This window comes from Altererythrobacter sp. TH136 (assembly GCF_007065885.1).
GTDB lineage: Bacteria > Pseudomonadota > Alphaproteobacteria > Sphingomonadales > Sphingomonadaceae > Tsuneonella.
In genome coordinates this window covers 214,395-240,765 of the sequence record NZ_CP041409.1, presented here as the reverse complement: position 1 = coordinate 240,765, position 26,371 = coordinate 214,395, and the positions used below count along the sequence as shown (strand labels likewise).

Annotated in this window: 25 protein-coding genes, 2 tRNA genes and 1 other RNA gene; 13 read left to right on the top strand and 15 right to left on the bottom strand. The window is 65.2% G+C overall.

Annotation, left to right across the window (positions count from 1 at the left end):
- Positions 1–18: 18 nt before the first annotated feature.
- Genes C0V74_RS01200 through tkt form a run of 4 tightly spaced genes read right to left on the bottom strand, consistent with a single transcriptional unit; the run spans position 19 to position 4,707 of the window.
- Complete coding sequence (locus C0V74_RS01200) at positions 19–474, bottom strand: PaaI family thioesterase (RefSeq protein WP_143250274.1); 456 nt, start codon at positions 472–474, stop codon at positions 19–21.
- Positions 471–1,673 carry a phosphoglycerate kinase gene (locus C0V74_RS01195; protein ID WP_143250273.1) on the bottom strand — a complete coding sequence of 401 codons (1,203 nt, stop codon included), beginning with the start codon at positions 1,671–1,673 and terminating at the stop codon, positions 471–473. The genes C0V74_RS01200 and C0V74_RS01195 overlap by 4 nt, the downstream gene beginning before the upstream one ends.
- An 11-nt stretch (positions 1,674–1,684) precedes the next feature.
- On the bottom strand, positions 1,685–2,692 hold the full coding sequence (gene gap, locus C0V74_RS01190; protein ID WP_143250272.1) for a type I glyceraldehyde-3-phosphate dehydrogenase: 1,008 nt from the start codon (positions 2,690–2,692) through the stop codon (positions 1,685–1,687).
- Between the two features lie 14 nt (positions 2,693–2,706).
- A complete protein-coding gene (tkt, locus tag C0V74_RS01185) occupies positions 2,707–4,707 on the bottom strand; it encodes a transketolase (RefSeq protein ID WP_143250271.1) in 2,001 nt (666 codons plus the stop codon).
- Between the two features lie 142 nt (positions 4,708–4,849).
- On the opposite strand from tkt, the gene C0V74_RS01180 reads away from it, so the two are divergent.
- From C0V74_RS01180 to C0V74_RS01160, 5 genes are all read left to right on the top strand, one after another.
- Entirely contained in the window at positions 4,850–5,089 is a 240-nt protein-coding gene (locus C0V74_RS01180) for a hypothetical protein (RefSeq protein ID WP_246844914.1), read from the top strand.
- A complete protein-coding gene (zapA, locus tag C0V74_RS01175) occupies positions 5,086–5,679 on the top strand; it encodes a cell division protein ZapA (protein ID WP_143250270.1) in 594 nt (197 codons plus the stop codon). The genes C0V74_RS01180 and zapA overlap by 4 nt, the downstream gene beginning before the upstream one ends.
- A gap of 10 nt (positions 5,680–5,689) precedes the next feature.
- A non-coding RNA gene (gene ssrS, locus C0V74_RS01170) (6S RNA) lies at positions 5,690–5,856 on the top strand.
- 27 nt (positions 5,857–5,883) lie between these two features.
- The gene (locus tag C0V74_RS01165; RefSeq protein WP_143250269.1) at positions 5,884–6,462 is read left to right on the top strand and encodes a 5-formyltetrahydrofolate cyclo-ligase; all 579 of its coding nucleotides are present in this window, start codon (positions 5,884–5,886) and stop codon (positions 6,460–6,462) included.
- Positions 6,459–6,689 carry a DUF2842 domain-containing protein gene (locus C0V74_RS01160; protein ID WP_131623367.1) on the top strand — a complete coding sequence of 77 codons (231 nt, stop codon included), beginning with the start codon at positions 6,459–6,461 and terminating at the stop codon, positions 6,687–6,689. The genes C0V74_RS01165 and C0V74_RS01160 overlap by 4 nt, the downstream gene beginning before the upstream one ends.
- Before the next feature lie 31 nt (positions 6,690–6,720).
- Here the strand turns inward: C0V74_RS01160 and C0V74_RS01155 are convergent.
- A tRNA-Asp gene (locus tag C0V74_RS01155) sits at positions 6,721–6,797 on the bottom strand.
- Positions 6,798–6,969: 172 nt separating this feature from the next.
- Between C0V74_RS01155 and C0V74_RS01150 the strand changes: the two genes are divergently transcribed.
- A complete protein-coding gene (locus tag C0V74_RS01150; protein WP_246844913.1) occupies positions 6,970–7,383 on the top strand; it encodes a hypothetical protein in 414 nt (137 codons plus the stop codon).
- 1 nt (position 7,384) lies between these two features.
- Here the strand turns inward: C0V74_RS01150 and C0V74_RS01145 are convergent, their stop codons facing one another.
- Genes C0V74_RS01145 through C0V74_RS01125 form a run of 5 tightly spaced genes read right to left on the bottom strand, consistent with a single transcriptional unit; the run spans position 7,385 to position 12,765 of the window.
- Positions 7,385–7,981 carry a YdeI/OmpD-associated family protein gene (locus C0V74_RS01145; protein WP_143250267.1) on the bottom strand — a complete coding sequence of 199 codons (597 nt, stop codon included), beginning with the start codon at positions 7,979–7,981 and terminating at the stop codon, positions 7,385–7,387.
- A gap of 35 nt (positions 7,982–8,016) precedes the next feature.
- Positions 8,017–9,408, bottom strand: coding sequence for a dihydrolipoamide acetyltransferase family protein (locus C0V74_RS01140; protein ID WP_143250266.1), 1,392 nt, complete (start codon positions 9,406–9,408; stop codon positions 8,017–8,019).
- Position 9,409: 1 nt separating this feature from the next.
- Complete coding sequence (locus C0V74_RS01135; protein ID WP_210413464.1) at positions 9,410–10,408, bottom strand: alpha-ketoacid dehydrogenase subunit beta; 999 nt, start codon at positions 10,406–10,408, stop codon at positions 9,410–9,412.
- A 50-nt stretch (positions 10,409–10,458) separates the two neighbouring features.
- Complete coding sequence (locus C0V74_RS01130; RefSeq protein ID WP_143250265.1) at positions 10,459–11,793, bottom strand: 3-methyl-2-oxobutanoate dehydrogenase (2-methylpropanoyl-transferring) subunit alpha; 1,335 nt, start codon at positions 11,791–11,793, stop codon at positions 10,459–10,461.
- A 39-nt stretch (positions 11,794–11,832) separates the two neighbouring features.
- Positions 11,833–12,765, bottom strand: coding sequence for a thymidylate synthase (locus tag C0V74_RS01125; RefSeq protein ID WP_143250264.1), 933 nt, complete (start codon positions 12,763–12,765; stop codon positions 11,833–11,835).
- Between the two features lie 99 nt (positions 12,766–12,864).
- Between C0V74_RS01125 and C0V74_RS01120 the strand changes: the two genes are divergently transcribed.
- A tRNA-Pro gene (locus C0V74_RS01120) sits at positions 12,865–12,941 on the top strand.
- Between the two features lie 18 nt (positions 12,942–12,959).
- Here the strand turns inward: C0V74_RS01120 and C0V74_RS01115 are convergent.
- Complete coding sequence (locus tag C0V74_RS01115; protein ID WP_143250263.1) at positions 12,960–13,421, bottom strand: DUF411 domain-containing protein; 462 nt, start codon at positions 13,419–13,421, stop codon at positions 12,960–12,962.
- Positions 13,422–13,524: 103 nt separating this feature from the next.
- Between C0V74_RS01115 and C0V74_RS01110 the strand changes: the two genes are divergently transcribed.
- Together C0V74_RS01110 and C0V74_RS01105 are read left to right on the top strand one after the other, a co-directional pair.
- The gene (locus C0V74_RS01110; RefSeq protein WP_143250262.1) at positions 13,525–14,355 is read left to right on the top strand and encodes a TIGR02587 family membrane protein; all 831 of its coding nucleotides are present in this window, start codon (positions 13,525–13,527) and stop codon (positions 14,353–14,355) included.
- 9 nt (positions 14,356–14,364) lie between these two features.
- On the top strand, positions 14,365–14,769 hold the full coding sequence (locus tag C0V74_RS01105; protein ID WP_143250261.1) for a hypothetical protein: 405 nt from the start codon (positions 14,365–14,367) through the stop codon (positions 14,767–14,769).
- Between the two features lie 43 nt (positions 14,770–14,812).
- On the opposite strand, the gene recG is transcribed toward C0V74_RS01105, so the two are convergent.
- Positions 14,813–16,873, bottom strand: coding sequence for an ATP-dependent DNA helicase RecG (gene recG / locus C0V74_RS01100; protein WP_143250260.1), 2,061 nt, complete (start codon positions 16,871–16,873; stop codon positions 14,813–14,815).
- Positions 16,874–17,016: 143 nt separating this feature from the next.
- Here recG and C0V74_RS01095 point away from each other — a divergent pair, with 143 nt between their 5' ends.
- The 3 genes from C0V74_RS01095 to mfd all read left to right on the top strand — a co-directional run bounded on the left by C0V74_RS01095 (position 17,017) and on the right by mfd (position 21,491).
- Positions 17,017–17,532, top strand: a complete 516-nt coding sequence (locus tag C0V74_RS01095; protein ID WP_131623386.1) for a hemerythrin domain-containing protein — start codon at positions 17,017–17,019, stop codon at positions 17,530–17,532.
- 39 nt (positions 17,533–17,571) lie between these two features.
- Complete coding sequence (locus C0V74_RS01090) at positions 17,572–17,850, top strand: succinate dehydrogenase assembly factor 2 (RefSeq protein WP_143250259.1); 279 nt, start codon at positions 17,572–17,574, stop codon at positions 17,848–17,850.
- Positions 17,851–17,993: 143 nt separating this feature from the next.
- Positions 17,994–21,491, top strand: coding sequence for a transcription-repair coupling factor (gene mfd, locus C0V74_RS01085; protein WP_143250258.1), 3,498 nt, complete (start codon positions 17,994–17,996; stop codon positions 21,489–21,491).
- A gap of 247 nt (positions 21,492–21,738) precedes the next feature.
- On the opposite strand, the gene C0V74_RS01080 is transcribed toward mfd, so the two are convergent.
- Positions 21,739–23,988, bottom strand: coding sequence for an EAL domain-containing protein (locus C0V74_RS01080; RefSeq protein WP_168194120.1), 2,250 nt, complete (start codon positions 23,986–23,988; stop codon positions 21,739–21,741).
- Between the two features lie 318 nt (positions 23,989–24,306).
- On the bottom strand, positions 24,307–25,110 hold the full coding sequence (locus tag C0V74_RS01075) for an outer membrane protein assembly factor BamD (protein WP_131623392.1): 804 nt from the start codon (positions 25,108–25,110) through the stop codon (positions 24,307–24,309).
- 147 nt (positions 25,111–25,257) lie between these two features.
- Here C0V74_RS01075 and C0V74_RS12790 point away from each other — a divergent pair, with 147 nt between their 5' ends.
- A complete protein-coding gene (locus tag C0V74_RS12790; RefSeq protein ID WP_168194119.1) occupies positions 25,258–25,413 on the top strand; it encodes a hypothetical protein in 156 nt (51 codons plus the stop codon).
- A 221-nt stretch (positions 25,414–25,634) separates the two neighbouring features.
- Here C0V74_RS12790 and C0V74_RS01070 read toward each other — a convergent pair whose 3' ends face one another.
- Positions 25,635–26,369 carry a hypothetical protein gene (locus C0V74_RS01070; RefSeq protein WP_143250256.1) on the bottom strand — a complete coding sequence of 245 codons (735 nt, stop codon included), beginning with the start codon at positions 26,367–26,369 and terminating at the stop codon, positions 25,635–25,637.
- Positions 26,370–26,371 lie beyond the last annotated feature (2 nt).

Here is a 26,371-nt window from a genome sequence, read left to right as displayed (position 1 = left end):
TCCCTGTCTTGTCGAATGCTAGCTGCGTTTGCCGACCTTGCGGATGATCCCGGTGAAGGTGAATACCGGTTTGCCGTCGGCTGTAATTGTGCCGCGCACGAAAATCGTCTTGCCGCCGGCCCGCACAACCTCTCCGCGCGCTTCCATCCACTGACCCACGCGCGATGGGTCGAGGAACTCCGAGGTCATGCTCAGCGTGACAGCGAAATTGTCCCGCAATTCGTTGTGCGCGATCGAGAACAGCGCGAAATCGGCGAAGGTCATCAGGCAGCCGCCGTGCATGAACCCCCCGCCGTTCATGTGCTTCTGCTCAGCGCGGAAAGCGCAGACGGCCTGGCCGTTCTCGTCGTTGCGGAAATAGAACGGTCCCGCGCGGGTTTCGAACGCGTCGTGCGGCCAGTTCATCCATCCGGCGAATTCGCCCTCGGTAACCTCGATCGGCCCGTGCGACGTTTGCGACTTTTCCTCGCTCATTGCTCCAGCGCCTTCACGCCCGGCAATTCGCGCCCTTCCATCCACTCCAGGAACGCGCCACCGGCGGTGGAAACATAGGTAAAATCCGCCGCCGCGCCCGCGTGATTCAGCGCGGCCACCGTATCGCCGCCACCTGCCACAGATACCAGGCTGCCGTCCTGCGTCAGGGCGGCAGCGATGCGGGCCAGCGATACGGTTGCGGCATCGAACGGATCGGTCTCGAACGCGCCGAGCGGTCCATTCCAGACCAGCGTGCGGCAGGTCTTGAGAACGTCAGCCAGCGCCTCGACCGCAGCCGGACCCACGTCGAGGATCATTTCGTCGGCCGCGACCTCGTGAACGTTGCAGATCCGCATGGACGGCGGATTGGCGGCGAATTCCTTCGCGACCACCACGTCGTATGGCAGATGCACCGTGCAGCCGGCATGATCGGCACGGTCAAGGATCGCGTTCACCGTCGGCGCCAGTTCGTGCTCGCACAGGCTCTTGCCCACACCGACCCCGCGTGCGGCGAGGAAGGTGTTGGCCATGCCGCCGCCGATGATCAGGTGCTGCACGCGGCCCACCAGGTTTTCCAGCACGGCCAGCTTGCTCGAAACCTTCGCCCCGCCAACTACCGCGGCGACGGGCGCTTCCGGATTGCCGAGCGCCGCGTCGAGGGCCTTCAGCTCCTTTTCCATCGCGCGCCCGGCATAGGCCGGCAGCAGATGCGCCAGGCCTTCGGTCGAGGCGTGCGCCCGGTGCGCGGCGGAAAAGGCGTCGTTCACATAAAAGTCGCCGTTCGCCGCGATAGCGCGGGCAAATTCAGGATCGTTGGCTTCTTCGCCCGGCCAGAACCGGACGTTGTCGAGCAACCCGATGTCGCCGGGACGCAAGATGCCGATCGATTGTTCGACCACCGGTCCTGACAATTCCGAGATGAACATGACCTCGCGGCCCAGCACACGTTCGAGGTCGCCCTGCACGACGCTGGTGCTCATCGTCGAATAGCGCTCACCTTTCGGGCGTCCGAAATGGGCCAACAACAGCACCTTGGCGCCGGCGTCCGCCAGTTCGAGGATCGTCGGCGCGCTCGCCTCCACCCGGGTGAGGTCGCTCGCCCGGCCTTCGTTCATCGGCAGGTTTAGGTCTACGCGTACCAGAGCAACCTTGCCGGAGAGATCATCCGGCAGGTCGTCGAGCGTCTTGAAGCTGGCCATGTTCAGCCGCCTCAGATGAACTTCGCCATGACCCCGGCGGTGTCGATCATCCGATTGGAGAAACCCCACTCGTTGTCGTACCAGCTCACGACCCGCGCCAGCTTGCCTTCAAGCACGGCCGTTTCCAGCGAATCGACCGTAGAGGACGCCGGGTAGTGGTTGAAATCGCTCGAAACCAGCGGCTGATCCGTGAAATCGAGCACGCCCTTCATCGGCCCATCCGCGGCCGCCTTCAGCGCCTCGTTGATCTCTTCCCTCGTGGTGTCTCGGCCCGGCGTGAACGCCAGGTCGATCAGCGACACGTTCGGCGTCGGCACGCGGACGCTCGAGCCATCGAGCTTGCCTTTCAGCTCTGGCAGAACCAGACCGACCGCGCGCGCGGCGCCGGTGGTCGTGGGGATCATGTTCATCGCCCCCGCCCGCGCCCGGCGCAAGTCCGAGTGGATCTGATCCAGCATGCGCTGGTCGTTGGTGTAGCTGTGGATTGTCGTCATGAACCCGCGTTCGATGCCGATCGCGTCGTTCAGCACCTTGGCGACGGGCGCCAGGCAGTTCGTGGTGCAGCTTGCGTTCGATACGATGACGTCATCTGCGGTGAGCGTGTCCTGGTTCACCCCGAACACGATCGTCTTCGAAACGCCGGTTGCCGGCGCGGAGATCAACACGCGCTTGGCGCCAGCTGACAGATGCGGCCGGCTCGCTTCGTCCGACTGGAAAAAGCCTGTGCATTCAAGCACCAGGTCGACGCCGTTGGCACCATGCGGCAGGTTACCGGGATCACGCTCCGCGGTCACTTTGATGTGCCGGCCGTTCACGACGAGATCGTTGCCATCAGTCTCGACCGTGCCGGGGAAACGCCCGTGGGTGCTGTCGAACCCGAACAACAGCGCGTTCGACTTGGTGTCGGCCAGGTCATTGATCGAAACCAGTTCCAGATCGTGATCGGTGCGCTCCAGGATGGCGCGCGCCACCAGCCGTCCAATGCGTCCGAACCCGTTGATCGCAACCTTGGTCGCCATGTGAAAAGCTCCTGCTAAATACTTAGTTTTGTTTTGATTTGTGGCACGATCGCTTCGGCAGTGAGGCCAAACTTCGCGTAGAGATCTTCTGCCGGCGCAGACGCTCCGAAGCGGTCGAGACCGATCTTCAGGCCATTTGCCATGGTGTACCGGTCCCACCCGAGCGTCGCGCCAGCCTCGATCGACACGCGCAGCAACTGCTCGGGCGGCAGGTTCGGCAGCAGATCGGACTTGTACGCCTCGTCCTGCGCCTCGAACAGCTCAATGCACGGCATCGAGACTACGTCGGCGCCGATGCCCTCTGCCTCAAGCGCGTCGGCGGTGGCGACAGCCACTTCCACTTCGGAGCCGGTCGCGATCAGGATGACCTTGCGCGCCGCTCGCGCCGCGCGGAGCCGATAGGCACCCCTGGCGGACAGCATGCCGCCTTCCTCGCGAAGCTGGGGCAGGTTCTGGCGACTCAGCGCGAGCACCGATGGCGTGTTCGGGGTCGACAGTGCGAGTGCCCAGCACTCGGCGGTTTCCACCACGTCACACGGGCGGAACACGTTCAGGTTCGGAATCAGCCGCAGGCTCATCAACTGCTCGATGGGCTGGTGCGTCGGCCCGTCCTCGCCAAGTCCTATCGAATCGTGGGTAAACACGTAGATCGCGCGGGTCTGCTGCAAGGCGCTCAACCGCACGGCGTTGCGGCAATAGTCGCTGAAGATCAGGAAGGTCCCACCGTAGGGGATCACCCCGCCGTGCAGCGCCATCCCGTTCATCGCACAGGCCATGCCAAATTCGCGAATGCCGTAATACAGGTACCGGCCAGCGTAATCGTCTGCGGTAAGCGGCGTGGTGGCCTTGGTCTTGGTGTTATTCGAACCCGTCAGGTCCGCCGATCCGCCAATCATCGCCGGTACGTCGGCCGTCAGCACTTCGAGCGCCATCTCGCTGGCCTTGCGGGTTGCCACCTTTTTCGGTTCCGCCAGAAGGCCCGCGATGAAGCCGTCAAGGCCGGTCGCCGACATCTCGCCCGCCATGCGCGCGGCGAATTCGGCCGCCTTGCTCGACTGATCTAGCCGCCCCTGCCACTCGTGGTGCGCTGCCGCCCCCCGCGCGCCAACAGCGCGCCAGTCCGCCAGGATGGCATCGGGAGTAACGAACGGCGCGTCGGTCCAGACCAGGTGTTCGCGCGCGGCGGCCACTTCAGCGTCACCCAGCGCCGCGCCGTGCACGCCGCTGGTGCCCTGCTTCGTGGGCGCGCCCTTGCCAATGATCGTACGGCATTCGACCAGCACCGGCGAGGCATCGTGAGCCTTCGCTTCGGCAAGCGCGCGGTCGATGTCGGCGAAATCGTGCCCGTCGCACTCGATCACGTGCCAGCCCGAGGCGCGATAGCGGGCGGGGATGTCCTCGCACGTAGACAGGTCGGTCGACCCATCGATGGTGATGCGGTTCGAATCCCACAGCACCTTTAGCCGGCCAAGCCGCAGGTGACCGGCAAGCCCGATGGCTTCGTGATTGACGCCCTCCATCAGGCACCCGTCGCCAGCCACCACCCAGGTGTTATGGTCGACCAACGCATCGCCGTAGCCAGCGTTGAGGTGCCGCTCGGCCACGGCCATGCCCACCGCCATCGCCAGCCCCTGTCCCAACGGACCGGTAGTGCACTCGATTCCGGGGATCAGAAAGTTTTCCGGATGTCCGGCGCACACGCTGCCCAGTTGGCGAAAGTTGCGGATGTCGTCGATCGTCGGCGAGGCGTAGCCCGATAAATACAGCAGGCTGTAGATCAGCATCGAACCATGGCCCGCGCTCAGCACGAAACGGTCGCGGTCCGCCCAGTCGGGCGCAGCAGGATCGAACTTGAGGTACTTGGACCAGAGCACCGTGGCGACATCGGCCATGCCCATCGGCATCCCGGGGTGTCCGGAGTTCGCGGCCTGTACCGCATCCATCGACAAGGCCCGAATGGCGTTGGCCATCGGCGCCAGTCGGGCGGCGGCCGATTGCTCGGGCTCTGGCGTCATCCGGGAAGTCTCCAGCTAAGCGCGATTCGAGCGCGCGCGGACCCCTTCGCGGAGGCACCGCGTCAGGTCAAGGCGGGCGCCGTCCCGGCGGCCTCCGAAGCGACCGAAAGACAGTTATCAACAGGTTGCGGTAAGGCTTTGCATGGCCGTGGAAAACGCGATAATTCGCGGCATGATGACGGGCGACAGGACTGAAGCAGCCGTACAGCGGATCGAGCATGCGCTCGCCCGGATCGCCCATGCCGCGGACCGCGCGCGCGATCCGTCACCCGCCACGCCGCCGTCGGTCACCGCGCTGGTCGAACGTCACGAAAGTCTGCGGGAAACGGTCGCGCAGGCGCTCGGTGATCTCGACGCTCTGCTTGGGGAGCTTGAAGGGTGAGCGAGGTCGCGCTGTCAATCGGGGGACGGACCTACCGGGTCGCCTGCGCAGCCGGCGAAGAGGACCGGGTGACGCGCCTTGGAAGCGCGATCAGCGACAAGCTGGCCTCGATGGGTCGCCTTACCGGCAACGATGCGCAGAACCTGCTGTTCGCCGCTCTTCTGCTGGCGGATGAAGTGCACGAAGGCCGTGACACCGTCACGCGCGCGGAGAGCGATATCGCGGCGGCTAAGGCGCAGGCGGGCTCAGCCGTTGGCGAGATCGAGGAATTGAAGGCCACCCTCGCCAATCGCGAGGCGGAGTTCGAGCGGTTGCAGGTGGCGGAGCATAACCGTGCGCACGAGTTTGAAGCGGCACAGGACAGGCTGGCCGAATTGAGCGAGCGGTTGGCGGAACGCGAGATCAACGAACGCGCGCTCCACGATCGGATCGAGGCGCTGGAGGCGCAGAGGGAAGAGCTGGCAGCCCTTCCAGTGAGCGACGGCCCCCGCTCGAATGAGGACGAAGATCTCGCGCCGGCGCTTGAACGGCTGGCAGAAATGCTCGAGCAAACGGCGGATAAGCTTGAGGGCGGCTCGCAGGCACCCTAGATAAGTGGCGGCGGGACTGCCCGGCACGAGCCGCAACATTATCCCTGGGCTATAAGCAATCCTAGGGGGCTGTCCCTACCTTGGCGACCGGGTTTGTCCCGGGGACCGGGGCACATGGTCCCCACCTGACCTACGGCGTCAGAGGATACTGGGGCAACGACCCATGGTGGTTCCGCCACTCCACAACCGAAAAGGCGACTTGCCGTGACCGAGACCAAAGCCGCCTTGCGCAAGTCCTTGCGCGCAGAGCGTCGCCGGCATGTCGCCGCGTTGCCCGATGCGACCCGCGCGCTGTTATTCCGGGTGCCGCCAGCTCCCCTATTGGCGCTGGTTCCCGAACGAGCGACCGTGGGTCTCTACCACGCGACCGCCAACGAGGCGCCTGCGGCCGCCTACGCCCGCTTTTTCCACGAGCGTGGCCACCCCATCGCCCTTCCCCGCTTTGGCGATCACGCCGCGGTGATGGAGTTCGCGGCCTTTACCGATCCTTTTGGAGAAGACGACCTGGAGACAGGACCGTACGGCCTCAAGCAACCGGACCCGAATGCAGAGGTGATGGTCCCGGATGTCCTGATCGTGCCGGTGGTCGGATTCAGCGCCGAAGGTCATCGGCTCGGCCAAGGCGGCGGGCATTACGATCGCTGGTTGGCCGCCCATCCGCATGCCATCGCAATCGGGCTGGCGTGGGATACCCAGTTGATCGACACAATGCCGCACGAGCCGCACGATCGTTCACTGGCGGCAGTCGTTACCCCCACGCGCCTTTACGGACCCTTTGCATGAGAACCGAACCCACCGCGCGCATCCCACTCGGTATCCTGGCACTGCTCGCCGCGCTGAGTGTCTACGCGCTGGTGGTGGCGCGCTACGTGCCCGACCTGATCGGCGCGTGGCCGACGCTGGGACAGGCGGCGGTTTACCTGGTGCTGGGGATCGTCTGGCTGCTGCCGCTCAAGCGCTTTATGGTCTGGATGGAGACCGGCAGCTTCCGCCTGCCGAAGCAGAACTGACGCCGCTATCGCTAAGCGAAAAATTCCCAAGTGGCGCGAGTGACGGGGCTCGAACCCGCGACCTCCGGCGTGACAGGCCGGCACTCTAACCAACTGAGCTACACCCGCGCATCTGGGGTTCGCACCGCTTGGGAGCCGCGCCACTAAGGGGTCGAAACTGGGCTGTCAACCGCGCGTCGGGCTGCTTTGTGCATGCATCGCGATGCACGAAAAATTAACCACGCCGCGCCATTCCTCACCTGCCCCGCGTGCGGGGCTTGGGGGGAAGTGAAACATGCGAATGGGACTGGTTGCAGGAGCCGTGCTGTGCCTGATGGCAGGCGGGGTGAGTGCCGCGAACGGGGTCGGCATTGAACGGTCGGTGTACGTGGAGCGGAGCCAACAGGGCACCCGGGCCCTGGAGCCGGCGACCACCCTGCGCAAAGGCGACAAGGTCGTGTTGGTGCTCGCCTGGCGCGCGGCTGCCGCGCGCGGTTTCACATTGGAAAGCGCGGTGCCCCGTTCACTCGCATTTCAACGCGCCGGCAATGAGGAGGTGGAGGTTTCCATCGACCAAGGGCGTAACTGGGGACAGCTGGAGGACTTGCGGATCGGCAGCAGGCTGGCTTCTGCTGAAGACGTGACGCACCTGCGGCTCCGCGTCCCGCCTTCCGCTCCGGCAGGGCGAATTACCTACAGCGCGATCGTCCGCTGACTTAGCACTTTTCGTACTTCCAGTTGCGCTTCTTGCCGTCGGCCAGCCACTCGATCGCTTGCGCGATTCGGCTGGAACGGGTTTCCGCGCGTTTGGCGCCCACAATCCAGTCCAGATAATCGCGTCGATGCGACGGTGCGAACCCGTCGAAAGTGACCTTCGCTGCGGGACTTGCCGCAAGCGCCGCGGCAAGATCGTCGGGCACCGTAATCTCCGGCCTGGTCGCCTTGGAGCGTGGGCGTCCGGCGCTGCCGTGCGTCGTTATCCGCTCCGCCGCCGATGCCAGGTGATCGCGCAACTCCGCCTCGGGAGGCAGGTCATCGAGCGAAGCGATCTTGCCGAACTGCCCCATGCCTTCGCCCCGGGCGGGCGCTCCCTGCCGACCGTCGCCGTGGATGACGAACGAACAATGCGCCTTGAAGGCCGCCATTCCGGCGACGTTCTTACCAGCCAGCGTGAAGTGCGGCATGCCCCACTTGATCGTCTCCTCAGCGCCGGGCAGCACCTCGTGCACCACCGCCCGCAACCGGGTCAGGATCGGCCGCGCGAAGGGCGCAGCGTTAACGATGTAGGCGTCGATGCGCGGATCGATCTTCATGCTACATCTCCTGTCGAGAGAGCAGCATAGATCGATCAGCTTGCCAGCAAAAGCGCAGGCGTCTCGATCAGCCGCTTGACCGCTTGAACGAAGCTCGCCGCATCCCAGCCGTCGACCACTCGGTGATCGCACGAAATGGAGATGTTCATCAGCTTGCGCTTCTCGATCCTTTCGCCGCCCATGCCATCGGGCACGAACATCGGCCGTTCGACGATCCGGTTGGGTCCGATGATCGCCACTTCGGGCCGGTTGATGACCGGGGTGGTCGCGACACCGCCCAGGGGCCCGAGAGATGTCACCGTCAGGGTTGAGCCGCTGAGCTCGTTCGACTTGGCCGAACCGTCGCGCGCTGCTTCTGCCAGCCGCCGGATTTCAGTCGCCAGTTGCCACAGATTGCGGGCCTGCGCGTCGCGGATCACCGGCACCATCAGCCCGCCATCAGTCTGGGTCGCCATGCCGAGATGGACTGCGCCGTGGCGGGTCACCACGCCGGCTTCGTCATCGAAGCGGGCGTTGATCATCGGATAGTCGGGCAGCGTCTTGCAAATCGCCGCGATCAGCAGCGGCAGCATCGTCAGCTTCGGCTTTTCCCCGCGCGCGGCGTTGAGCTGCTCGCGCAGGCGCTCCAGCTCGGTCACATCGCACTCTTCCACGTAGGTAAAGTGGGGGATGTTGCGCTTGGCCGCCGCCATGTTCTCCGCGATCCGCCGGCGCAGGCCAATGACCTTGACCGTCTCGTCGGCCCGGGTCTTGCCGCTCGGCGCATGTCCGCTCGCCCCGCCGTACGACAGAAACGCGTCGAGATCGGAGTGACGGATGCGCCCCTCCTCGCTGGGACGCACTTCGCCAAGATCGACGCCCAGGTCTTTCGCGCGCTGGCGCACCGCCGGGGTTGCCAGAACCTTTGCCCGACCGGACGAGGGCGACTGCGTTTGCGCAGGACTCTTGCTGGCGGGCGAGGCAGCGCTGTCCGAAACGGCAGGTCCGGTCGCAGCGTCCGGGCGAGCCGTGTCGGTCTCGGGTGCTGAAGCCGGCCGAGTGTCGCGCGCGATGGCGGCGTCCGCATCGCCCGCGTCCGAATTCTCGGCCGCGATCCGCTGTTCCATCTCTGGCGCCTTGGGTGCCGGAGCCTCAGCCGGCGAACCCGCCGTCTGCGGCGCTCCGCCCGCGTCGGCATTGCCTGCGCCCTCGGTCTCGATCACGACCAGCATCGATCCGATCGCAATGACGTCGCCGGCCTCGCCCGCGACTTCGACCACGGTGCCCGATACCGGACTTTCCATCTCGACCGTCGCCTTGTCGGTCATCATGTCGGCGATCTGCTGATCTTCCTGAACGACGTCGCCCGGCTTGACGTGCATCGCCACGATCTCGGCTTCGGCAATGCCTTCGCCGATGTCGGGGAGGTTGAAGGTGTACCGGCCCATCTTAAGCTTCCAGTATCTTGTCGAGCGCTTCGCCGATGCGAACCGGTCCAGGGAAATAGGCCCACTCGAGGCTGTGGGGATAAGGGGTGTCGAACCCGGTCACGCGTTCGACCGGAGCTTCGAGATGATAGAAGCAGCGTTCCTGCACCAGCGCGCTGAGCTCTGCGCCGAAGCCGCTGGTGCGGGTCGCTTCGTGCACGATCAGGCAGCGGCCGGTCTTTTCGACCGACGCCTCGATCGCCTCGATGTCGAGCGGCACCAGCGTGCGCAGGTCGATGATTTCGGCATCGACGCCCTTTTCGCGGCACACCGCTTCGGTCACGTGGACCATCGTGCCGTAGGTCAGCACCGTCAGCGCATCGCCCTCGCGCACCGTGCGCGCCTTGCCGAGCGGGATACGGTAATAGCCTTCGGGCACCTTGCTGTCGGGGTGGTTCTTCCACGGCTCGACCGGCTTGTCGTAGTATCCGCTGAACGGGCCGTTGTAGATCCGCTTCGGCTCGAAGAAGATTACCGGGTCGTTATCCTCGATCGCCGCGATCAGCAGGCCCTTGGCATCATAGGGCGTGCTCGGGATCACGGTCTTGAGGCCCGAGACGTGGGTGAACAGCGATTCCGGGCTCTGGCTGTGGGTCTGGCCGCCGAAGATGCCGCCGCCGAACGGGCTGCGCACCGTCATCGGCGCGATGAACTCTCCCGCCGAGCGGTAGCGAAGCCGCGCCGCTTCGCTGATCAACTGGTCGATGCCGGGGTAGATGTAGTCGGCGAACTGGATTTCCGGCACCGGACGCAGGCCGTATGCCCCCATGCCGACCGCCGCGCCGATAATCCCGCATTCGGAGATCGGCGTGTCGAACACCCGGTTCTTGCCGTGCTTTTCCTGCAGCCCCGCCGTCGCGCGGAACACGCCGCCGAAATAGCCCACGTCCTCGCCCATGATCACGACCATCGGGTCGTGAGTGAGCATGATGTCGAGCGCGTCGTTGATCGCCTCGATCATGTTGAGATTGCGCGTGGGCGCGTCGGCGAGGCCGACCGGCGCTTCGTCGATCACGCTGCTGGCCACTTGATTTCCCTTTCACGGATCGCCTGCGCCGCCTGTTCCTCGAGGTGCCAGGGCAGTTCCTCGAACACGTCTTCGAACATCGTATGGAACGGGTGGTGGAGACCGTGACCGAGGATGCCGTTCTTCTCGGCCTCCTTGGTCGCTGCCTTGACCTGCTCGGCGCTGTCGAGATCGAGCTGTTTCTGCCGCTCCTCATCCCATTCACCGAGGGTGATGAGGTGGTTCTTGAGCCGCATCACCGGGTCGCCCAGCGGCCATTCGCTGCGCTCCTGCGCACTGCGGTACTGGCTCGGATCGTCGGAGGTGGAATGCCCTTCGGCCCGGTAGCTGAAGTGCTCGATCAGCGTCGGCCCGGCGTTGGCGCGGGCGCGGTTGGCGGCCCACTGCTCAGCCGCGTAGCAGGCAAGCGCGTCGTTGCCGTCCACCCGCAGCGATGCGATCCCGTAGCCGACCCCGCGCGCGGCAAAGGTCGCGCGCTCGCCGCCGGCAAAACCGGAAAAGCTACTGATCGCCCACTGGTTATTGACCACGTTCAGGATTACCGGCGCGTTGTACACCGTGGCGAACAGGCAGGCGGCGTGAAAGTCGCCTTCCGCGGTGCTGCCCTCGCCCACCCAGGTCGCCGCGATCCGGCTGTCGCCACGCATCGCGCTCGCCATCGCCCAGCCCACCGCCTGCGGAGTCTGCGTGGCTAAGTTGCCGCTGATGGTGAAGAACGAATGCTCGCGGCTGGAATACATGATCGGCAGCTGCCGGCCCTTCAGCTTGTCGCCGCGGTTCGAATAGATCTGGTTGATCATCTCGATCAGCGGATACCCGCGCGCAAGCAGGATGCCCTGCTGGCGATAGCTGGGGAACACCATGTCGTCCGCCGCCAGGGCCATCGAGGCGGCGACGCTGGTCGCCTCTTCCCCGGTGCACTTCATGTAGAAGCTGGTCTTCCCCTGCCGCTGGCCCCGGTACATCCGTTCGTCGAACGCGCGGGTCAGCGCCATCGTCGACAGCATCCGGCGCAGCGTGTCAGGATCGAGCTTCGGGTCCCAAGGACCATGCGCGGCGTTGTCCTCTCCCAGCACGCGAATCAAATCGTTGGCAAGCGGGGCGGTGTCGATCGCGGCGCAGGTCTCGTCCGGCCGCGGCTGGGCGCCGGCCTCGGTGATCTTCAGGTCTGAAAAATCCACCGCGTCACCGGGGCGGAACTTGGGTTCGGGAACGTGGAAGCTCAGGGCCGGGCGATTGCGCCCCGCCTGTCCAGTCTCGTCAGGGCCGTTGGCCAACTCGCTCTCCCGCAGTGCAGCATTGTTATGCGATTGGGACATTTTATTTCAGAGGAGGTGAGCGAGTCAAGAAAACCCCCGTCAAACCGCCACCGGCGCCTTGAGGGCGCTGAGCGGCGTATATTGCGTCACCTCGAAATCTTCGATCCGGTACTCGAAGATCGAGGCTGGCCGCCGCAGGATCTCAAGCCGCGGCCGTCCCTGCGGTTCCCGGGTCAGCTGTTCCTCGATCAGTTCGGCATGGTTGAGATAGAGGTGCACGTCCCCGCCCATCCAAACGAACTCGCCCGGTTCCAGATCGACCTGCTGCGCCAGCATCCGCTGCAGCAGTGCCGCCGACCACAGGTTGAACGGTAGACCCAGGGCGACATCACAGCTGCGCTGGTAGAGCAACGCATTCAGCTTCCCGTGCGCGACATGGAACTGGTAAGTCTTGTGGCATGGAGGCAGAGCCATCCTGTCGAGTTCCGCGACATTCCAGCCCTCGATGATGTGGCGCCGGCTGCCGGGGTTCTCGCGCAGTGAGCGCACCACTTCGGCCACCTGGTTGATGCCCTCGCCCGGCTCGTACAGGCCGTCGGGGCGATAGCGGAAGGTCGGCCAGTCGACCCATTGCTTGCCATAGACCGGCCCCAGGTCCCCCCAGTTGGCGGCGAACACCTCGTCCTCGGCAATGCGCCGGACGAATTCCTCGATCGGTAGGTCATCGCCGGTTTCGCGGACATAGCGCGCGTGCGGCCAGTCGTCCCAGATGTGCACGCCCTGCAGCACGAGCGGCCGGATGTTGGTCTCGCCGGTGAGGAACCACAGCAGTTCGCGCGTGGCGGTTTTCCAGTAGACCCGCTTGCTGGTTATCAGCGGCATGGCCCCGCCCGCCAAGTCGAACCGCAGTTCCGCTCCGAACACCGAACGCGTACCGATGCCGGTGCGGTCGATCCGCTCCGACCCTTCGCGCCAGATGCGCCGCATCAGGTCCAGGTATTGCGTCTCAGGGTGAAGCGATCCGGCGAGCATGTCATCGCCCTAGCGCGGCAAAACCGTGCTTGCCACCCCGCGCGCCCCTCCCTATAGGCCCGCTCCTGCCTCGCCCAGCCTAGCTGGGATGAGATCGGTCGGGGAATAGCTCAGCCTGGTAGAGCACTGTCTTCGGGAGGCAGGGGCCGGAGGTTCGAATCCTCTTTCCCCGACCATTTCACTTTCGCGCCAATTCACGGGTAGCTGGCGTATACCATGCGCCCGGCGTCGCCGAAGGCGATGACCTGGTAGGGCTGCACGCGGCCGCCGGCCTCCATTCCGGGTGAACCCATCGGCATCCCGGCAACCGCCAGCCCCGTCACGCCCGCCGGCCGTTCGGCAAGCAGGCGCTTGATCTCTCGCGCCGGCACGTGGCCTTCGATCACATACCCTTCGATCACCGTGGTATGACATGACGAAAGGTCGACCGGCACGCCCAGCCGCGCCTTCACCGCATCCATCGGCTCGTCCTCGCGCACCTGCACCTCGTGAGCGAGCTGTTCGTGAGCGTGCGCCGCCCAGTCCTTGCAACACCCGCAGCCCGGGTCGCGGAACATGACGTAGGGCATCGCCTGGGCGGCGCCCGTGCATGCGGCAAGCAGGATGGCGCCGGATACGGTCGCCAGGCGGCGGATGAGCGGATGGGCGTTGATCATGGCATTCTTCTAACCCGGCAGGCGCGACCGGCAAGCGCCTTGTCGGGGAAGAACGGCCGCCGGTGCTGGCGAAGCCGGATGTGGCTATATAGGCTGGCTAGTCATGACGGAGACCGCGCACGCGACCAGAAACGGCGCCTATGCAAAAGGACTGGCGCGCGCTTTCGCCGGCGCGATAATCTTCGCTTTCCCGCTGCTGATGACGATGGAGATGTGGTGGCTCGGCTTCTACCTCGATCGCGGGCGGTTGACGCTGTTCATGGTGCTCAACCTGGCGCTGCTCATTCCTCTGTCCCGGCAAGTGGGCTTCGAGAAAACGAGGAGCCACGCCCAGGACGTTATCGATGCGTTTACGGCGTACGGGATCGGCATCGCCGGTTCTGCCCTGATGCTGGGCGTGTTCGCGATCATTACCCCTGAAATGCCGCTGGGGGAGATCCTGGGAAAGATCGCGGTGCAGTCGGTCCCTGCCAGCATCGGAGCCTTGCTCGCCCGGGCACAGTTCGGAGAACGGGACGACGAAGACGAGCCAGAGAGGCCGCCAACCTACACGCGGGAACTGTTCGTGATGCTGGTCGGCGCGCTGTTCCTCGCGTTCAATACCGCGCCGACCGAGGAAATGATGCTGATCGCGTTCAAGATGACCCCTTGGCATGCGCTGGCGCTGGTCGCGCTCTCCATTCTGGCGCTGCATGCGTTCGTGTACGCGCTCGATTTTCGGGGCGAGGAGAAACTGGCCGAAGCGCAAAGCGGATGGCGCGGCATCATCGCCTTTTCGATCGCGGGTTACGGCATCGCCCTCCTCGTCAGCCTCTATGTCTTGTGGACGTTCGGCCGCACCGATGGCGCCGACCCGCTGCAGATCGCGATGATGGTGTCGGTGCTCGGCTTTCCCGCCGCGCTCGGCGCCGGCACGGCCCGGCTCGTGGTATAGGGAGGCGGCATGACCAACACCGCATCGTCAGGCGAAGAACTCCCTAGGATCGCGATCCTGGCGGGGGCGATCGGCTTTCTGCTTACTTCCGGTCTTATCGGGTTCATCGGATGGCAGGCGTTGTCGGGCGCGGGCGGCGCGACGACGCCGGCACTATCGGTGCAGGCAGGCCGCATCCATCCCACGGCGGGTGGCTACCTGGTGGAATTCGAAGCAACCAACCGGTCGCCCCGGACGGCGGCGGCGGTCGAGATCGAAGCGACGCTCGAGGCTGCCGGATCGCAGCCAGTGATCAGCGTGGTCTCGCTCGATTACGTCCCGGGCGATTCGTCGCAGCGAGGCGGCGTCGTGCTCCCGGCCGATCCGCGCACCGGTCGCTTTACCTTGCGAGTGACCGGCTACGCCGAGCCGTGACGTCACGGCGTCACGGGCGAAAGACAGTTGCGTGCCAGGGTCGTCACCCGCCGCGCAGCAGCTGCACGCCCCAGTCTCGCTCGAACAGGTAGAGCAGCACACGCGCCGCCTCTCCCCGCGGGCTGGCAAGGCCGCCGTCGCGCTCCATCAGCAGCCGCGCGTCGTCGTGTGCCAGCGGCAGCAGCCGCTGGATCTGCTCCAGCGTCGCAAGCTTGAACGGCGCGTCGCCAGACTGGCGGGTGCCGAGCAGTTCGCCGCCGCCCCGCAGCCGCAGGTCCTCCTCCGCGAGATAAAAGCCATCCTGAGATTCGCGCATCAGTGCCAGCCGTTCGCGCCCGACTTCGCTCAGCGCTTCGCCCCGCAGCAGCACGCAAACCGATTTCTGGCTGCCCCGTCCCACCCGGCCGCGGAGCTGATGAAGCTGGGCGAGGCCGAACCGTTCGGCCTGCTCGATGATCATCAAGGTCGCGTTGGGCACATCGACGCCCACCTCGATCACGGTCGTTGCAACCAGCAGCTTCGCGTCGCCGGCGGCGAACCGCTCCATGGCCGCATCCTTGGCTTCGGGCCGAAGCTGGCCGTGGACCAGCACGACCGCGTCACCGAATCGCTCCTTCAACGCAGCGAAGCGCGCCTCGGCCGCGGCGATGTCCTCGTTCTCCAGCTCGTGCACCATCGGGCACACCCAATACGCCTGCGCGCCAGCCTCCAGTTGCGCCGCGAGCCGCTCGACCATCTCGGACAGGCGGTCCGTGGACACGACCACGGTGTCGATCGCCTGGCGACCGGGGGGCATTTCATCGAGCCGGCTGACCTCCATCTCGCCATACTGCGCCAGCGTCAGCGTCCGCGGGATCGGCGTCGCGGTCATGGCCAGCGTATGCGGGGTCACCCGCCCCTTGCCGGCGAGCGTAAGCCGCTGCGAGACGCCGAAACGGTGCTGCTCGTCAATCACGATGAGGCCCAGATTTCGATAGGTCACCGTATCCTGGAAGATCGCGTGCGTTCCGACCACGATCCGGATGCCCCCGTCGTGCAGCCCCATAAGGATCGATTCGCGCGCCCGCCCCTTGTCGCGGCCCGTTAGCAGCGCGATCTCGACCCCGGTGGGCGCGAGCATCCGTCGCAACGTTTCGAAATGTTGTCGGGCAAGGATCTCGGTCGGGGCGAGCAGCGCCGCCTGCGCCCCCGCCTCGACCGCGACCAGCATCGCTTCCAGTGCGACCACCGTCTTGCCGGACCCCACATCGCCCTGCAGCAGCCGCAGCATCGGCGTGTCCTGCGCCAGGTCGCCTTCGATCTCGCGGATCGAGCGCTGCTGCGCGCCGGTCAGCGGGAACGGCAGTTCCAGCCGGCTCCGCAAGCTGCCATCGCCTTGCAACCGCTGTCCGCGCCGCTTGCGGTTATCCGCCCGGACCAGTGCCAGGGCGAGGCTGTTGGCAAGCAGTTCGTCGTAGGCCAGCCGGTCACGCGCGGCCGGATGCTCCCCCTTGTGCGCCAGCTTCAGAGCGTCCGCCCAGGCGGGCCACTTCGCCTTGCTGAACTGCGTGGGTTCGATCCATTCGGGCAACTCCGGCAGCCGCGCCAACGCCTGCGTCGCCAACCCGACCACTTTCGGCTGCGTCAGCCCTTCCGACAGCGCATAAACCGGCTCGTTGAGAGTGGTCAGCAGCCCGGCGCTGTCCTCGGCCACATGGTCCGGGTGGACGATCTGCAGCATCTGACCGTACTGGTCGAGCCGTCCCGCAACCCACCGCTTCTCGCCGACCGGTAGCTGCTTCTTCGCGGTGTAGCTCGCCTTGCCGAAATAGGTCAGCGAGCAGACGTTGCCGATCGCATCCTGCGCGAGCACGTTATAGGGTCCGCGGCCCGACCGGCCGGCGCGGTGTTCGGTGACCGTCAGCGGCACCACCACCTGTTCGCCCACACTCGCCTGATCCAGGTTCTCCACCGGCCGGCGAGTCACGAACCGGTCGGGCAGGTGATAGGCGACGTCGCGTACCCTGGTCAGACCCAGCTTTTCCAGTGGCTTCACCACCTTGGGTCCGACGCCGTCGAGCGTTTCGACCTCGGCGAATAGCGAGTTGAGGATTTCCGGCCGCATCGCAGGCGTCTCTAAAGCACAACGCGCCCCGCGGGGAAGCCGCACCGTCTGATCGGCCGGGCACGGCGCTTTCGGGAACGGCGCCGGCCATCGCGGCTTTCTCTGTCACGAGGCGTACCCGCCCCTGTGACTGGAGACTCCCGATGGCCGGCAAGGAAGAATATACCGACGCGATCATGCTGTTGAAGCACGATCACCGCGAGGTCGAGGATCTGTTCGAGAAGTTCGAAAAGGCGAGCAGCGACGACCGGAAGTGGGCATTGGCGCAGCAGATCTGCAACGAACTCAAGATCCATTCCATGATCGAGGAAGAGATTTTTTACCCCGCGACGAAGGATGCGGTGGAGGAAGACCTCTACAAGGAAGCCCATGTCGAGCACGACGGGGCCAAGGTGCTGATCAACGACATCATGGAATCAGGCGGCAAAGGCGAGTTCTTTGAAGCCAAGGTGAAGGTGTTGCAGGAAGAAATCGAGCACCACGTCAAGGAAGAGGAGCAGGGCAAGGACAGCTATTTCGGCCAGGTGCGCGACAGCGACGTGGACGTGAAGGCGCTGTTGGAGCCGATGCTCGCACGCAAGGAAGAGCTGAAGGCCCAGGCAGAGGCTGACGGACTCCCGCCCGCCGAATTGACGACGGTAAACGCGGACGCAAGCTGAACGCGTGACGCGAGCGGCCGTGGCGGCTAGATCGTCGCCATGGCCGCTCCCGACCACCCCCTCGCCGCCCGTCTCGCCCGCGCGAAGTTTCGCGCGTGGCACCGTGGCACGCGCGAGGCGGATTACATGATCGGCGGCTTCTTCGATCGCTATCACACCGATTGGGACGAAGCCGGGATCGAGTGGTTCGAAGCCTTGCTCGAAGAGGATGATGTCGATGTAATGGCCTGGGCGCTTGGCGTGCAGGAGCCTCCGGCGCGCCTCGCCGGCCCGCAGTTCGATGCCATGCGCCGGCTGGATTACGTCGACATCGGTTAGAAACCAAGGGCGTATTTAGCCGGAAACCGGTTGCCGAACCGGGCGTTCGTCCTATCTGGCAATTCGGCCAAACCGCCTGCTCGAATATCTCGGGCGGGTGCCTCCGTGTGCCGTCCACCAATCTCCCCCGCGACAGGATCCCGATGCCCGACCTTCAGCGAATCCTGAACGCGAAAAAGCCGCTGACGCTGGCGTCGATTCCGCGCGGCGCCCAGCCTTTGGTCATGGCGGATCTTGCCCGCACCGCCGGACATCGTCCCAAGGGTGGCCGCGCGGTCTTCATCGCACCCGATGAAGCGGGCATGCGTTCGATTTCCGAAGCCGCGCACTTCTTTGCGCCCGAGTTGGAGGTGATCGAATTCCCCGCGTGGGATTGCCTGCCCTATGATCGCGCCAGCCCTGCTCTCTCGGTCAGCGCCCGGCGGCTGGCGGCGCTGCACCGGCTGCAGTCGGGCAAGAAGGGTTCGCAGCTGCTGGTGACGACGGTCAACGCGCTGCTCCAGCGCGTCCTGACGCCGTTTCGCGTGCGCGAGGCGGTGCGCGAGCTGAGGCCGGGCATGACGATCGAACGCGAAGCGCTGATTGGCGTGCTCCAGCGGCAGGGGTATTCGCGCACCGACACTGTCGTCGACCACGGTGAATTCGCGGTTCGCGGCTCGATCTTCGATGTGTTTCCCTCAGGCCTCGATCATGGCTTGCGACTGGATTTCTTCGGTGACGAACTGGAGAGCCTGCGCCTGTTTGATCCGACGACGCAGATGACCACCGGCACGCTGGAGCGGCACCTGCTGCTGCCGGCGAGCGAGGCGCTGCTCGACGATGACACGATCAAGCGCTTCCGCACCCGCTATCGCGAGCTGTTCGGGGCCAACGCGACCCAGGACCCGTTGTACCAGGCCATCAGCGAAGGCCGCCGCCTAGCGGGAATGGAGCACTGGCTCCCGCTGTTCGAGGACAAGCTGGCAACCTTGTTCGATCATCTGGCCGACAATGACCTGCTGGTCATCGAAGCGAGCGCGATGACCGCCGCCGATGAACGCCTGACCGACATCGGCGACTATCACCGCCAGCGCGAAAGCGGCACCTATCGGCCGCTGGCGGAAGACGCGCTCTACTTGTCGGTGGGCGAGTTCCAGGCGGCCCTGAAGGACCAGCCCATTCACCGCGTCTCGATCTTCGCCGAGCCGGAGAGCGCCGACGTGATCGACTTCGCGTTCCAGTCGGGCCGCGATTTCGCGCCTGAGCGTGCGCGGCAGGCGAGCGGATCGGGCGACAGCATCTATGCCGCCGCCGCCGACCACCTCAAGGCCGTTCGCGCAGCGGGCAAGCGCCCCCTGCTGGCACTGTATTCAAAGGGCAGCCGCGCGCGGATCGCGTCCATCATCGGCGAGGCGGGGGCCCCGATGGAGCTGGCCCAAAGCTGGCAGGAAGCGCTCGGCCTCAGCGCGAAAGGCAAGCCCACGGCGCTGGTCGTCCCGCTCGAAACGGGCTTTGCCAACAACGAGATCGACCTTGTCACCGAAGCCGACTTGCTGGGCGACCGGCTGGTCCGCCGCAAGAAGCGCCGCAAGAGCGCGGATGCCTTCCTCGCCGAACTGCAGGCGCTCAATGCCGGCGACCTCGTGGTCCACCTCGACCATGGGATCGGCAAGTATCTGGGGCTGGAACCGATCCCCGTCGGCAAGAGCCAGCACGACTGCGTGATGCTGGAGTATCACGGCGGCGACAAACTGTATGTGCCGGTCGAGAACCTCGAGGTGCTCAGCCGATATGGTTCAAGCGAGGAGTCCGTCTCGCTTGACCGCCTGGGCGGCGAGGCGTGGCAGAAGCGGCGCAGCCGGCTCAAGGAGCGGATCCGTGAGATCGCGCACGAATTGCTCCGCACCGCCGCCGCCCGCGCCCTCCGCAAGGCGCCGGTGGTGGAAGTCGATGAAGCGAGTTTCATGCCCTTCGTCGACCGTTTCCCGTGGGAAGAAACCGACGATCAGGATCGCGCGATCTTTGACGTGTTGAATGACCTCGCCAGCGGCGCGCCGATGGACCGGCTGGTGTGCGGGGACGTTGGCTTCGGCAAGACCGAGGTCGCCCTGCGCGCAGCGTTCGCCACGGCGATGAGCGGCAAGCAGGTGGCAGTGGTCGCCCCCACCACCCTGCTCGCGCGCCAGCATTACGAAAACTTCGCAGCGCGTTTCTCCGGCTTTCCGCTCAAGGTGGGGCGGTTGAGCCGGCTCGTCACCGCCAAGGAGATGGCCGAGACCCGCGAAGGCCTGAAGAACGGCCAGATCGACGTGGTCATCGGCACCCATGCGATCCTGTCGAAATCGACCGAGTTCAAGGATCTGGGCTTGGTCGTGGTGGACGAAGAGCAACGCTTTGGCGTGACGCACAAGGAGAAGCTCAAGCAGCTGCGCGCCGATGTCCACGTCCTGACCCTCACCGCCACGCCCATCCCGCGCACGTTGCAGATGGCGATGTCGGGTTTGCGCGAACTGTCGACCATCCAGACCCCGCCGGTCGACCGGCTCGCTGTGCGCACCTACGTGATGGAATGGGACGACATGGTCATGCGCGAAGCGCTGCTGCGCGAGCATCATCGCGGCGGCCAGAGCTTCATCGTCGTTCCGCGCATCGCCGACATGGCCGAGGTCGAGGACTGGCTTTCCAAGCACGTACCCGAGGTGAAGGCGATCAGCGCTCACGGCCAGATGCCCCCGACCGAAGTCGAAGAGCGGATGAGCGCGTTCTATGACGGCAAGTACGAGGTGCTGCTGTCGACCACGATCGTCGAGAGTGGGCTCGACATCCCCAGTGCCAACACCATCGTGATTCACCGCGCCGACCGCTTTGGCCTTGCCCAGCTGTATCAGCTGCGTGGCCGCGTGGGACGCTCGAAGCTGCGCGCCTATGCGTACCTCACCACGACGAAGGACACCGCGCTGACCGAGGTGGGTGAGAAGCGACTGAAGGTTCTGGGCGACCTCGACAGCCTGGGCGCCGGTTTCCAGCTCGCCAGCCACGATCTCGACATTCGCGGCGCGGGCAACTTGCTGGGCGATGAGCAATCGGGCCACATCCGCGAGGTCGGGTTCGAACTCTATCAATCGATGCTGGAGGACGCGATCCTGGCAGCCAAGGCCGGCGACATGGGCGTCGAGCGGGAGAAGGGTCCGTCGCCGCAGATCACCGTTGATGCGCCGATCATGATCGCCGAAGACTATGTGCCCGACCTCACCGTCCGCATGGGCCTCTACCGCCGCCTGAACGACGCGCGCGACCAAGGCGAGATCGAGGCGCTGGCAGCGGAAATGATCGACCGGTTCGGGCCCCTGCCTCCGCCGACCGCCAATCTGGTCAAACTAATCGAGATCAAGCACCAGGCGATCGAGGCCAATATCGCCAAGATCGACGTCGGCGCGCGTGGCACGCTGGTAACGTTCCACAACGACACCTTCCCCGACCCTGCGGGCTTGATGAGCTGGATCGATCGAGTGGGCGCCGACGCCAAGCTGCGGCCCGACATGAAACTGGTGCTGAGCCGCGCGTGGGGCGATCCGCAGAGCCGGCTCAACGGCTTGTTCCAGCTCACCAAGGGCCTCAGCGGCGTCGTCAGGCGGCGCGGCGAGCAGAAGCAGGCGGCGTGAGCAATGGCCTGGGGCGTGGTTACCGATTCGTTACTGGCTAACCGCTACCGGGCCATCTCCCGGCCTCAAGCAGACGATCCCCTAGAATCAAAAAGCCCCGGATTTACCGGGGCTTTTCAATGCATTGAGAGCGCTTCAGTTTCCGCCGAAGAGCGCACGCCATCCAGACCAAATCGACATAAAGTCCTCCTGTTGCAACAATTGCCGCAGGAAGAGAGTTAACAGATCGTAAATGGTTTGCAAGTCGTTAAGCCGCGATAGAGCTTGCTCCCATCCGGGCCAGCAGTTCCGCCATCGTTTGTGCCCGGGCGAAGTGATAGCCCTGTGCGGTATCGCAGTTCATGGCACGCAGCAGATCGACCACCGCCTGGTTCTCGACGCCCTCTGCAACTGCCGTTCGGCCCAGTGAATGAATCATCTCGATCGCACTACGCACGAGCGCTCGATCGTCGGACGAGGATTCCATCCCGGTCACGAAGCTGCGATCGATCTTGACCTCGTCGGCCGGGATGCGCCGCAGGTAGTGCAACGAGCCGTGCCCGGTGCCGAAATCGTCTACCGACAGCTTCACGCCCAACTGCTTGAGGCTCTGCAGCGCTGTCGCGATGACCTCGTCATCCTCGACCGGTGCCGTTTCAGTGATTTCAAGCATCAGGTTGGCGGCGGGAAAGCCAAACCTGCCAAGCAGATGCTCGATCTTCCCGACGAACAAGGGGTCGTGCAGGTCGAGCGCGGAGATGTTGACCGCGATCGTGAAGGCGGGGTCGATGGTCAATGCGCGCCGCGCTTCGCTGATCGCGCGGGTGAGCACGAACCGGGTGATCATATCCACCCGATTATGTTCCTCCGCGATCGCGACGACCTGCGACGGTTCGATGAACCCGCGAACCGGATGCTGCCATCGCAGCAGCGCCTCCGCGCCAACGATCGTGTCGTGGGTAAGGGAATACTTGGGCTGGAAGGCGACATCGACCTCGTTCTTGCGGATCGCGCTCTCCAGCTCGGAAAGGATTTGTAGCCGCCAGACGCGGTCTTCGACCATCCGCGGTTCGGCTACCATGAAGATGCGTCCTGCATGGGCGGCGTCCTCGGCGCACTGGATCGCATTCTCTGTCCGTTCGCGCAGCGGCGCGACGTAATCGGTATCCACTCCTATGGAAGACGCCACGTCCGGCGCCTGGCCGCTGACCGAGATGCTGGTGCTGAACAGCGCGTGCAGCCCGCGCAAGTGGTCTTCCAGATCGCCTTGCCGCAGTCGCGAGGCCAGCCAGATGAACGTGTCCTTGTCGAACGCGAACTCGGCAGCTTCGTCGGTCGCCTGCAGCATGGCCTGCGCCTTGGTCAGCAATTCATCGACCTGCTCGGGGGTGAGCAACGCGCTGATAGTGCCGAAATTGCGGATCTTCAGCGCGATGACATCCACCTGGTCATCGGCGTGATCCCGCTGCAGGACCGAGAAGTTCTGCAAGCTGGTCGATCCACGATAGGCTTCCCGTGCAAGGCGCCTCAGGCGCGCCGCCGCAATCGTCAGGCACAGCAGCGCGGGCATGATGTCGATCGAGATTCGCCCCCAATCGAGCGCGAACGGCAGGGCGATTAACACGGCGAAAGCAGCGGCGATGGTCCTGCCAGACGGCTGATTGCGGCGCGACAGGTAGACTATGAGACCGCAGACAACGGCGAAGGCCGGCAGCCAGCCAAGATTGGTCGGGTATCCCTTGCGCAGGGTCTCGGCCCCCATGACGTGCATCAAGGCCCCGGGTATTTTCTTGTTGAATGGAATGGGGTGGAGATCCGGCTGGGTCCGGCTGAACGGTGCAACCACCACATCCTTGCCGCTGAACTTGCCAGGATCGACCTGCTTGTTCAGCACATCCATATAAGAAACCCGCGGGATGGTCGTATAGTCGATTGCCAGGTCGATGGGATACCATCCGCCCGGCCCGCGGTAACCAGCAAGCTCGGCAGACAACGACGGCAACTGCCTGCCCCTGACTGTCTGGATCGTTGGAAACTTGGCCGAGAGTCCAAGCGGACCTTCTTCCCCGTCGAGCGCGACAATGTTGGCCGCATCGCGAAATAATGGGTTGGGATATAGCGACAGGCCCGTCCCATCGAGGCGCCCGGTACCGCCGATGAATGTCTTGGCCTTGTGGCGCCGCATCGATGCAGCCAGCGCTGCGTCACCCTTGGGGTTGGTACTCCTGTCAGCATAAAGCCGGTCGAAGAACACGCGTTGAGCGCCCATCGCGAACAGAGTCTCGAGCACCGTAGCATCGTCCGCCCGATCGGGGTCGCTGACCCCCAGGGCGTCGAGCGAGCGATCGTCCACGAACACCATGACCGTCTTGCCATCGCTGGGATGCTCGCGGGTCATCGCGCGAATCGCGCGGTACGAATCCTCGATCGGCAGGAACAGCTCGATCGCCCCGGCGATCAGCCCGAATGCGATCGCCCACAGCACGATCCGGAGGCGGGCGTTGGACAGCGACGCCATTCGATTGCTGCGCCTGCGACCGCCGCTGAACCACGGACGCGCGCGGCCGGTCGCAGAGCGGTCTGTGCCACGCGCTTGGAGGTGCCCGTACTGATCCATCTGGTGCGGCGACGCGCCACTCCTCGGCTGCGATCGAAAATGATCCGCAACGGTTCTAATCCGGGAAAGGGAAAGAAATCGTAACCCTAAACGGCGCCGTTCCCCTCAGAAGTGGGGAGGTCCGCTGTTAACCTTGGCCGTGCACATGAGGCGGCGCCGGAAACGGCCCCGAGGGCCGCCGCCCCCCGCCATGGGGTGCCATCCTGAAAAGCGGGCGGGCTAGCTCGCGGTTACGTTTGCGGCGTTCTTCTGCACCAGCTTGTAGGCTTTTTCGTACCATTCGCTGCCCGGGTAATTGGCCCCCAGCACGGCAGTGTACTTAATCGCCTCGGACGGGATGCCAAGCGCGAGGTTGGTTTCCGCCAGCCGGTACAGCGCTTCGGGTGCGTGGCCCGTGGTCTGGAAGTTGTCGACCACGTTCTGGAACCGGATCTGCGCCGCCAGCCATGAACCGGAGCGTTCGTAGAACCGCCCGATCTCCATCTCCTTGCCCGCGAGGTGGTCCTCCACCAGGTCGAGCTTCAGCTTGGCATCGCTCGCGTACGGAGTGCTGGGATAGCGGCGGACCAGTTCCTGCAGTGCGGTGCGGGTCTGCTCGGTCACCCGCTGGTCGCGAGTCACGTCGCTGATCTGTTCGTAATAGGACAGCGCGATCAGGTAATACGCGTAGGGCGCGTCCTTGTTGCCGGGGTGGATCGACAGGAACCGCTGCGCGCTCGACACCGCCTTGTCGTAATCGCGCGCCACGTAATAGCTGAACGAGCTCATCAACTGCGCCCGCCGGGCCCACGGCGAATAGGGGTGCTGGCGCTCCACCTCGTCGAACAGCGCGGCCGCCAGCTTGGGCTGGTTGCGGTCGAGCCGGTCCTTGGCCGCGGCGTAAAGTGTCTCGACGTCGCGCGCGACATAGGCGGTGTCCGCCGGCCCCCCGCCCCGGCCCGCACACGCGGTGAGGGTGAGCGACGCGCCGAGAACGGCGGCGGTGGCGATCAGCTTGAGCGGGGTGCGGGGGCGGGTCTGCATAGGGCCGTGCCTATACCGCCCTCCCCCGTGAACGCAAAGTGAAGTTGCCCGCGCAGCGCCGCCCCGCCCGCCGCCGGTTTAACCCCGCGGTAACTTCCGTGCGGTAGGCCGCTGGCAACTCTACCACAGGCAAGAGGCGGTTACCCCATGTGCGATTATGTCCAGCCCGGCTTCCACGCGCTCGATTATGCGATGATGGGCCTGGTGACGTTCGTGGTGGCCTCGGGCACGCACGTTGTGGCGACCCGCGCGCGTGACCTGATCACGCAAGTCAAGCTGGTGCGCGCCGCCGCGGTCGGCTGAGGCCTTCCGCTTAACGCCATTTTCCCACAACCGCATTTTTCTGCTCACCCTGGCCGGTTCCCCGCAGCCAGGAGCAGATGACCCACGGTGTCATCGATTCCACACCACATCGCGGGCGCAGGTGATGCTCACCGCGCTCCGGGGATAGCAGCCCCGCATCGGGTTCAGCTCGGATTCGACCCTTTCAAGGTCATTTGCCACGCAGCGAAGCGGGCCGAAACTTAGTCCGGGCCGCGCTCTTCGCTTGCAGCAAGTCCGCCGCCGATCATCATTCCACCGCCCATGCCGCCGCCTCCAGCGCCGCCGCCCTGACCCCCGCCGCCGCCGCGGCCACCGCCCTGCCCGTCACGCCCCCGACCGCCGCCTCCGCCGCCGCCAGACGGTCGCGTGGGGCCCTGGGCCGGCAGCTTGTCGGCAATCTCTTGGGGAATAGGTGCGAGGTCCAGCGCGGAACGAATGAAATCACGCAGGGATACCACCAGCGCGTGGGTGTGCACGCGGCGCCCGGCGACCAGCTCGGCAATCGCTTCGCCCGCGAGCCGCACCTGCTCTTCCGTGCCCAGCAGCAATATATCCGACAGCGCGCTTTCCACGGCGTCGCGGATGCGGCGTGCCCGTTCGGATCCGCCCAGTGCCGCGGCAGACAAGTCCAGCGGCGTATCGACGCCTTCGTCGGTCGCCTCCGCCACCCCCTCACGCGCGATCCCTGCGGCGCGGCGGCGCAGGTCCCGCATATGAGTCGGATCGACCGAGAGGTCGCCGGTGAACGATCCTCCCAGGGTCTTGTAGGCGGCCATGAGCGTCTTGACCCGTTCATTGATCTGACGGTTGGCCCGCTGACGCTTCTCCTGCACGCGCATCATGATGACCAGCCGGATGCCGACGCCGATTACGGTGACCAGTGTCAAACCGATCAGCGTGGTCAGGATGCCCTGCCAGCTGCTGAAATCCATCATGC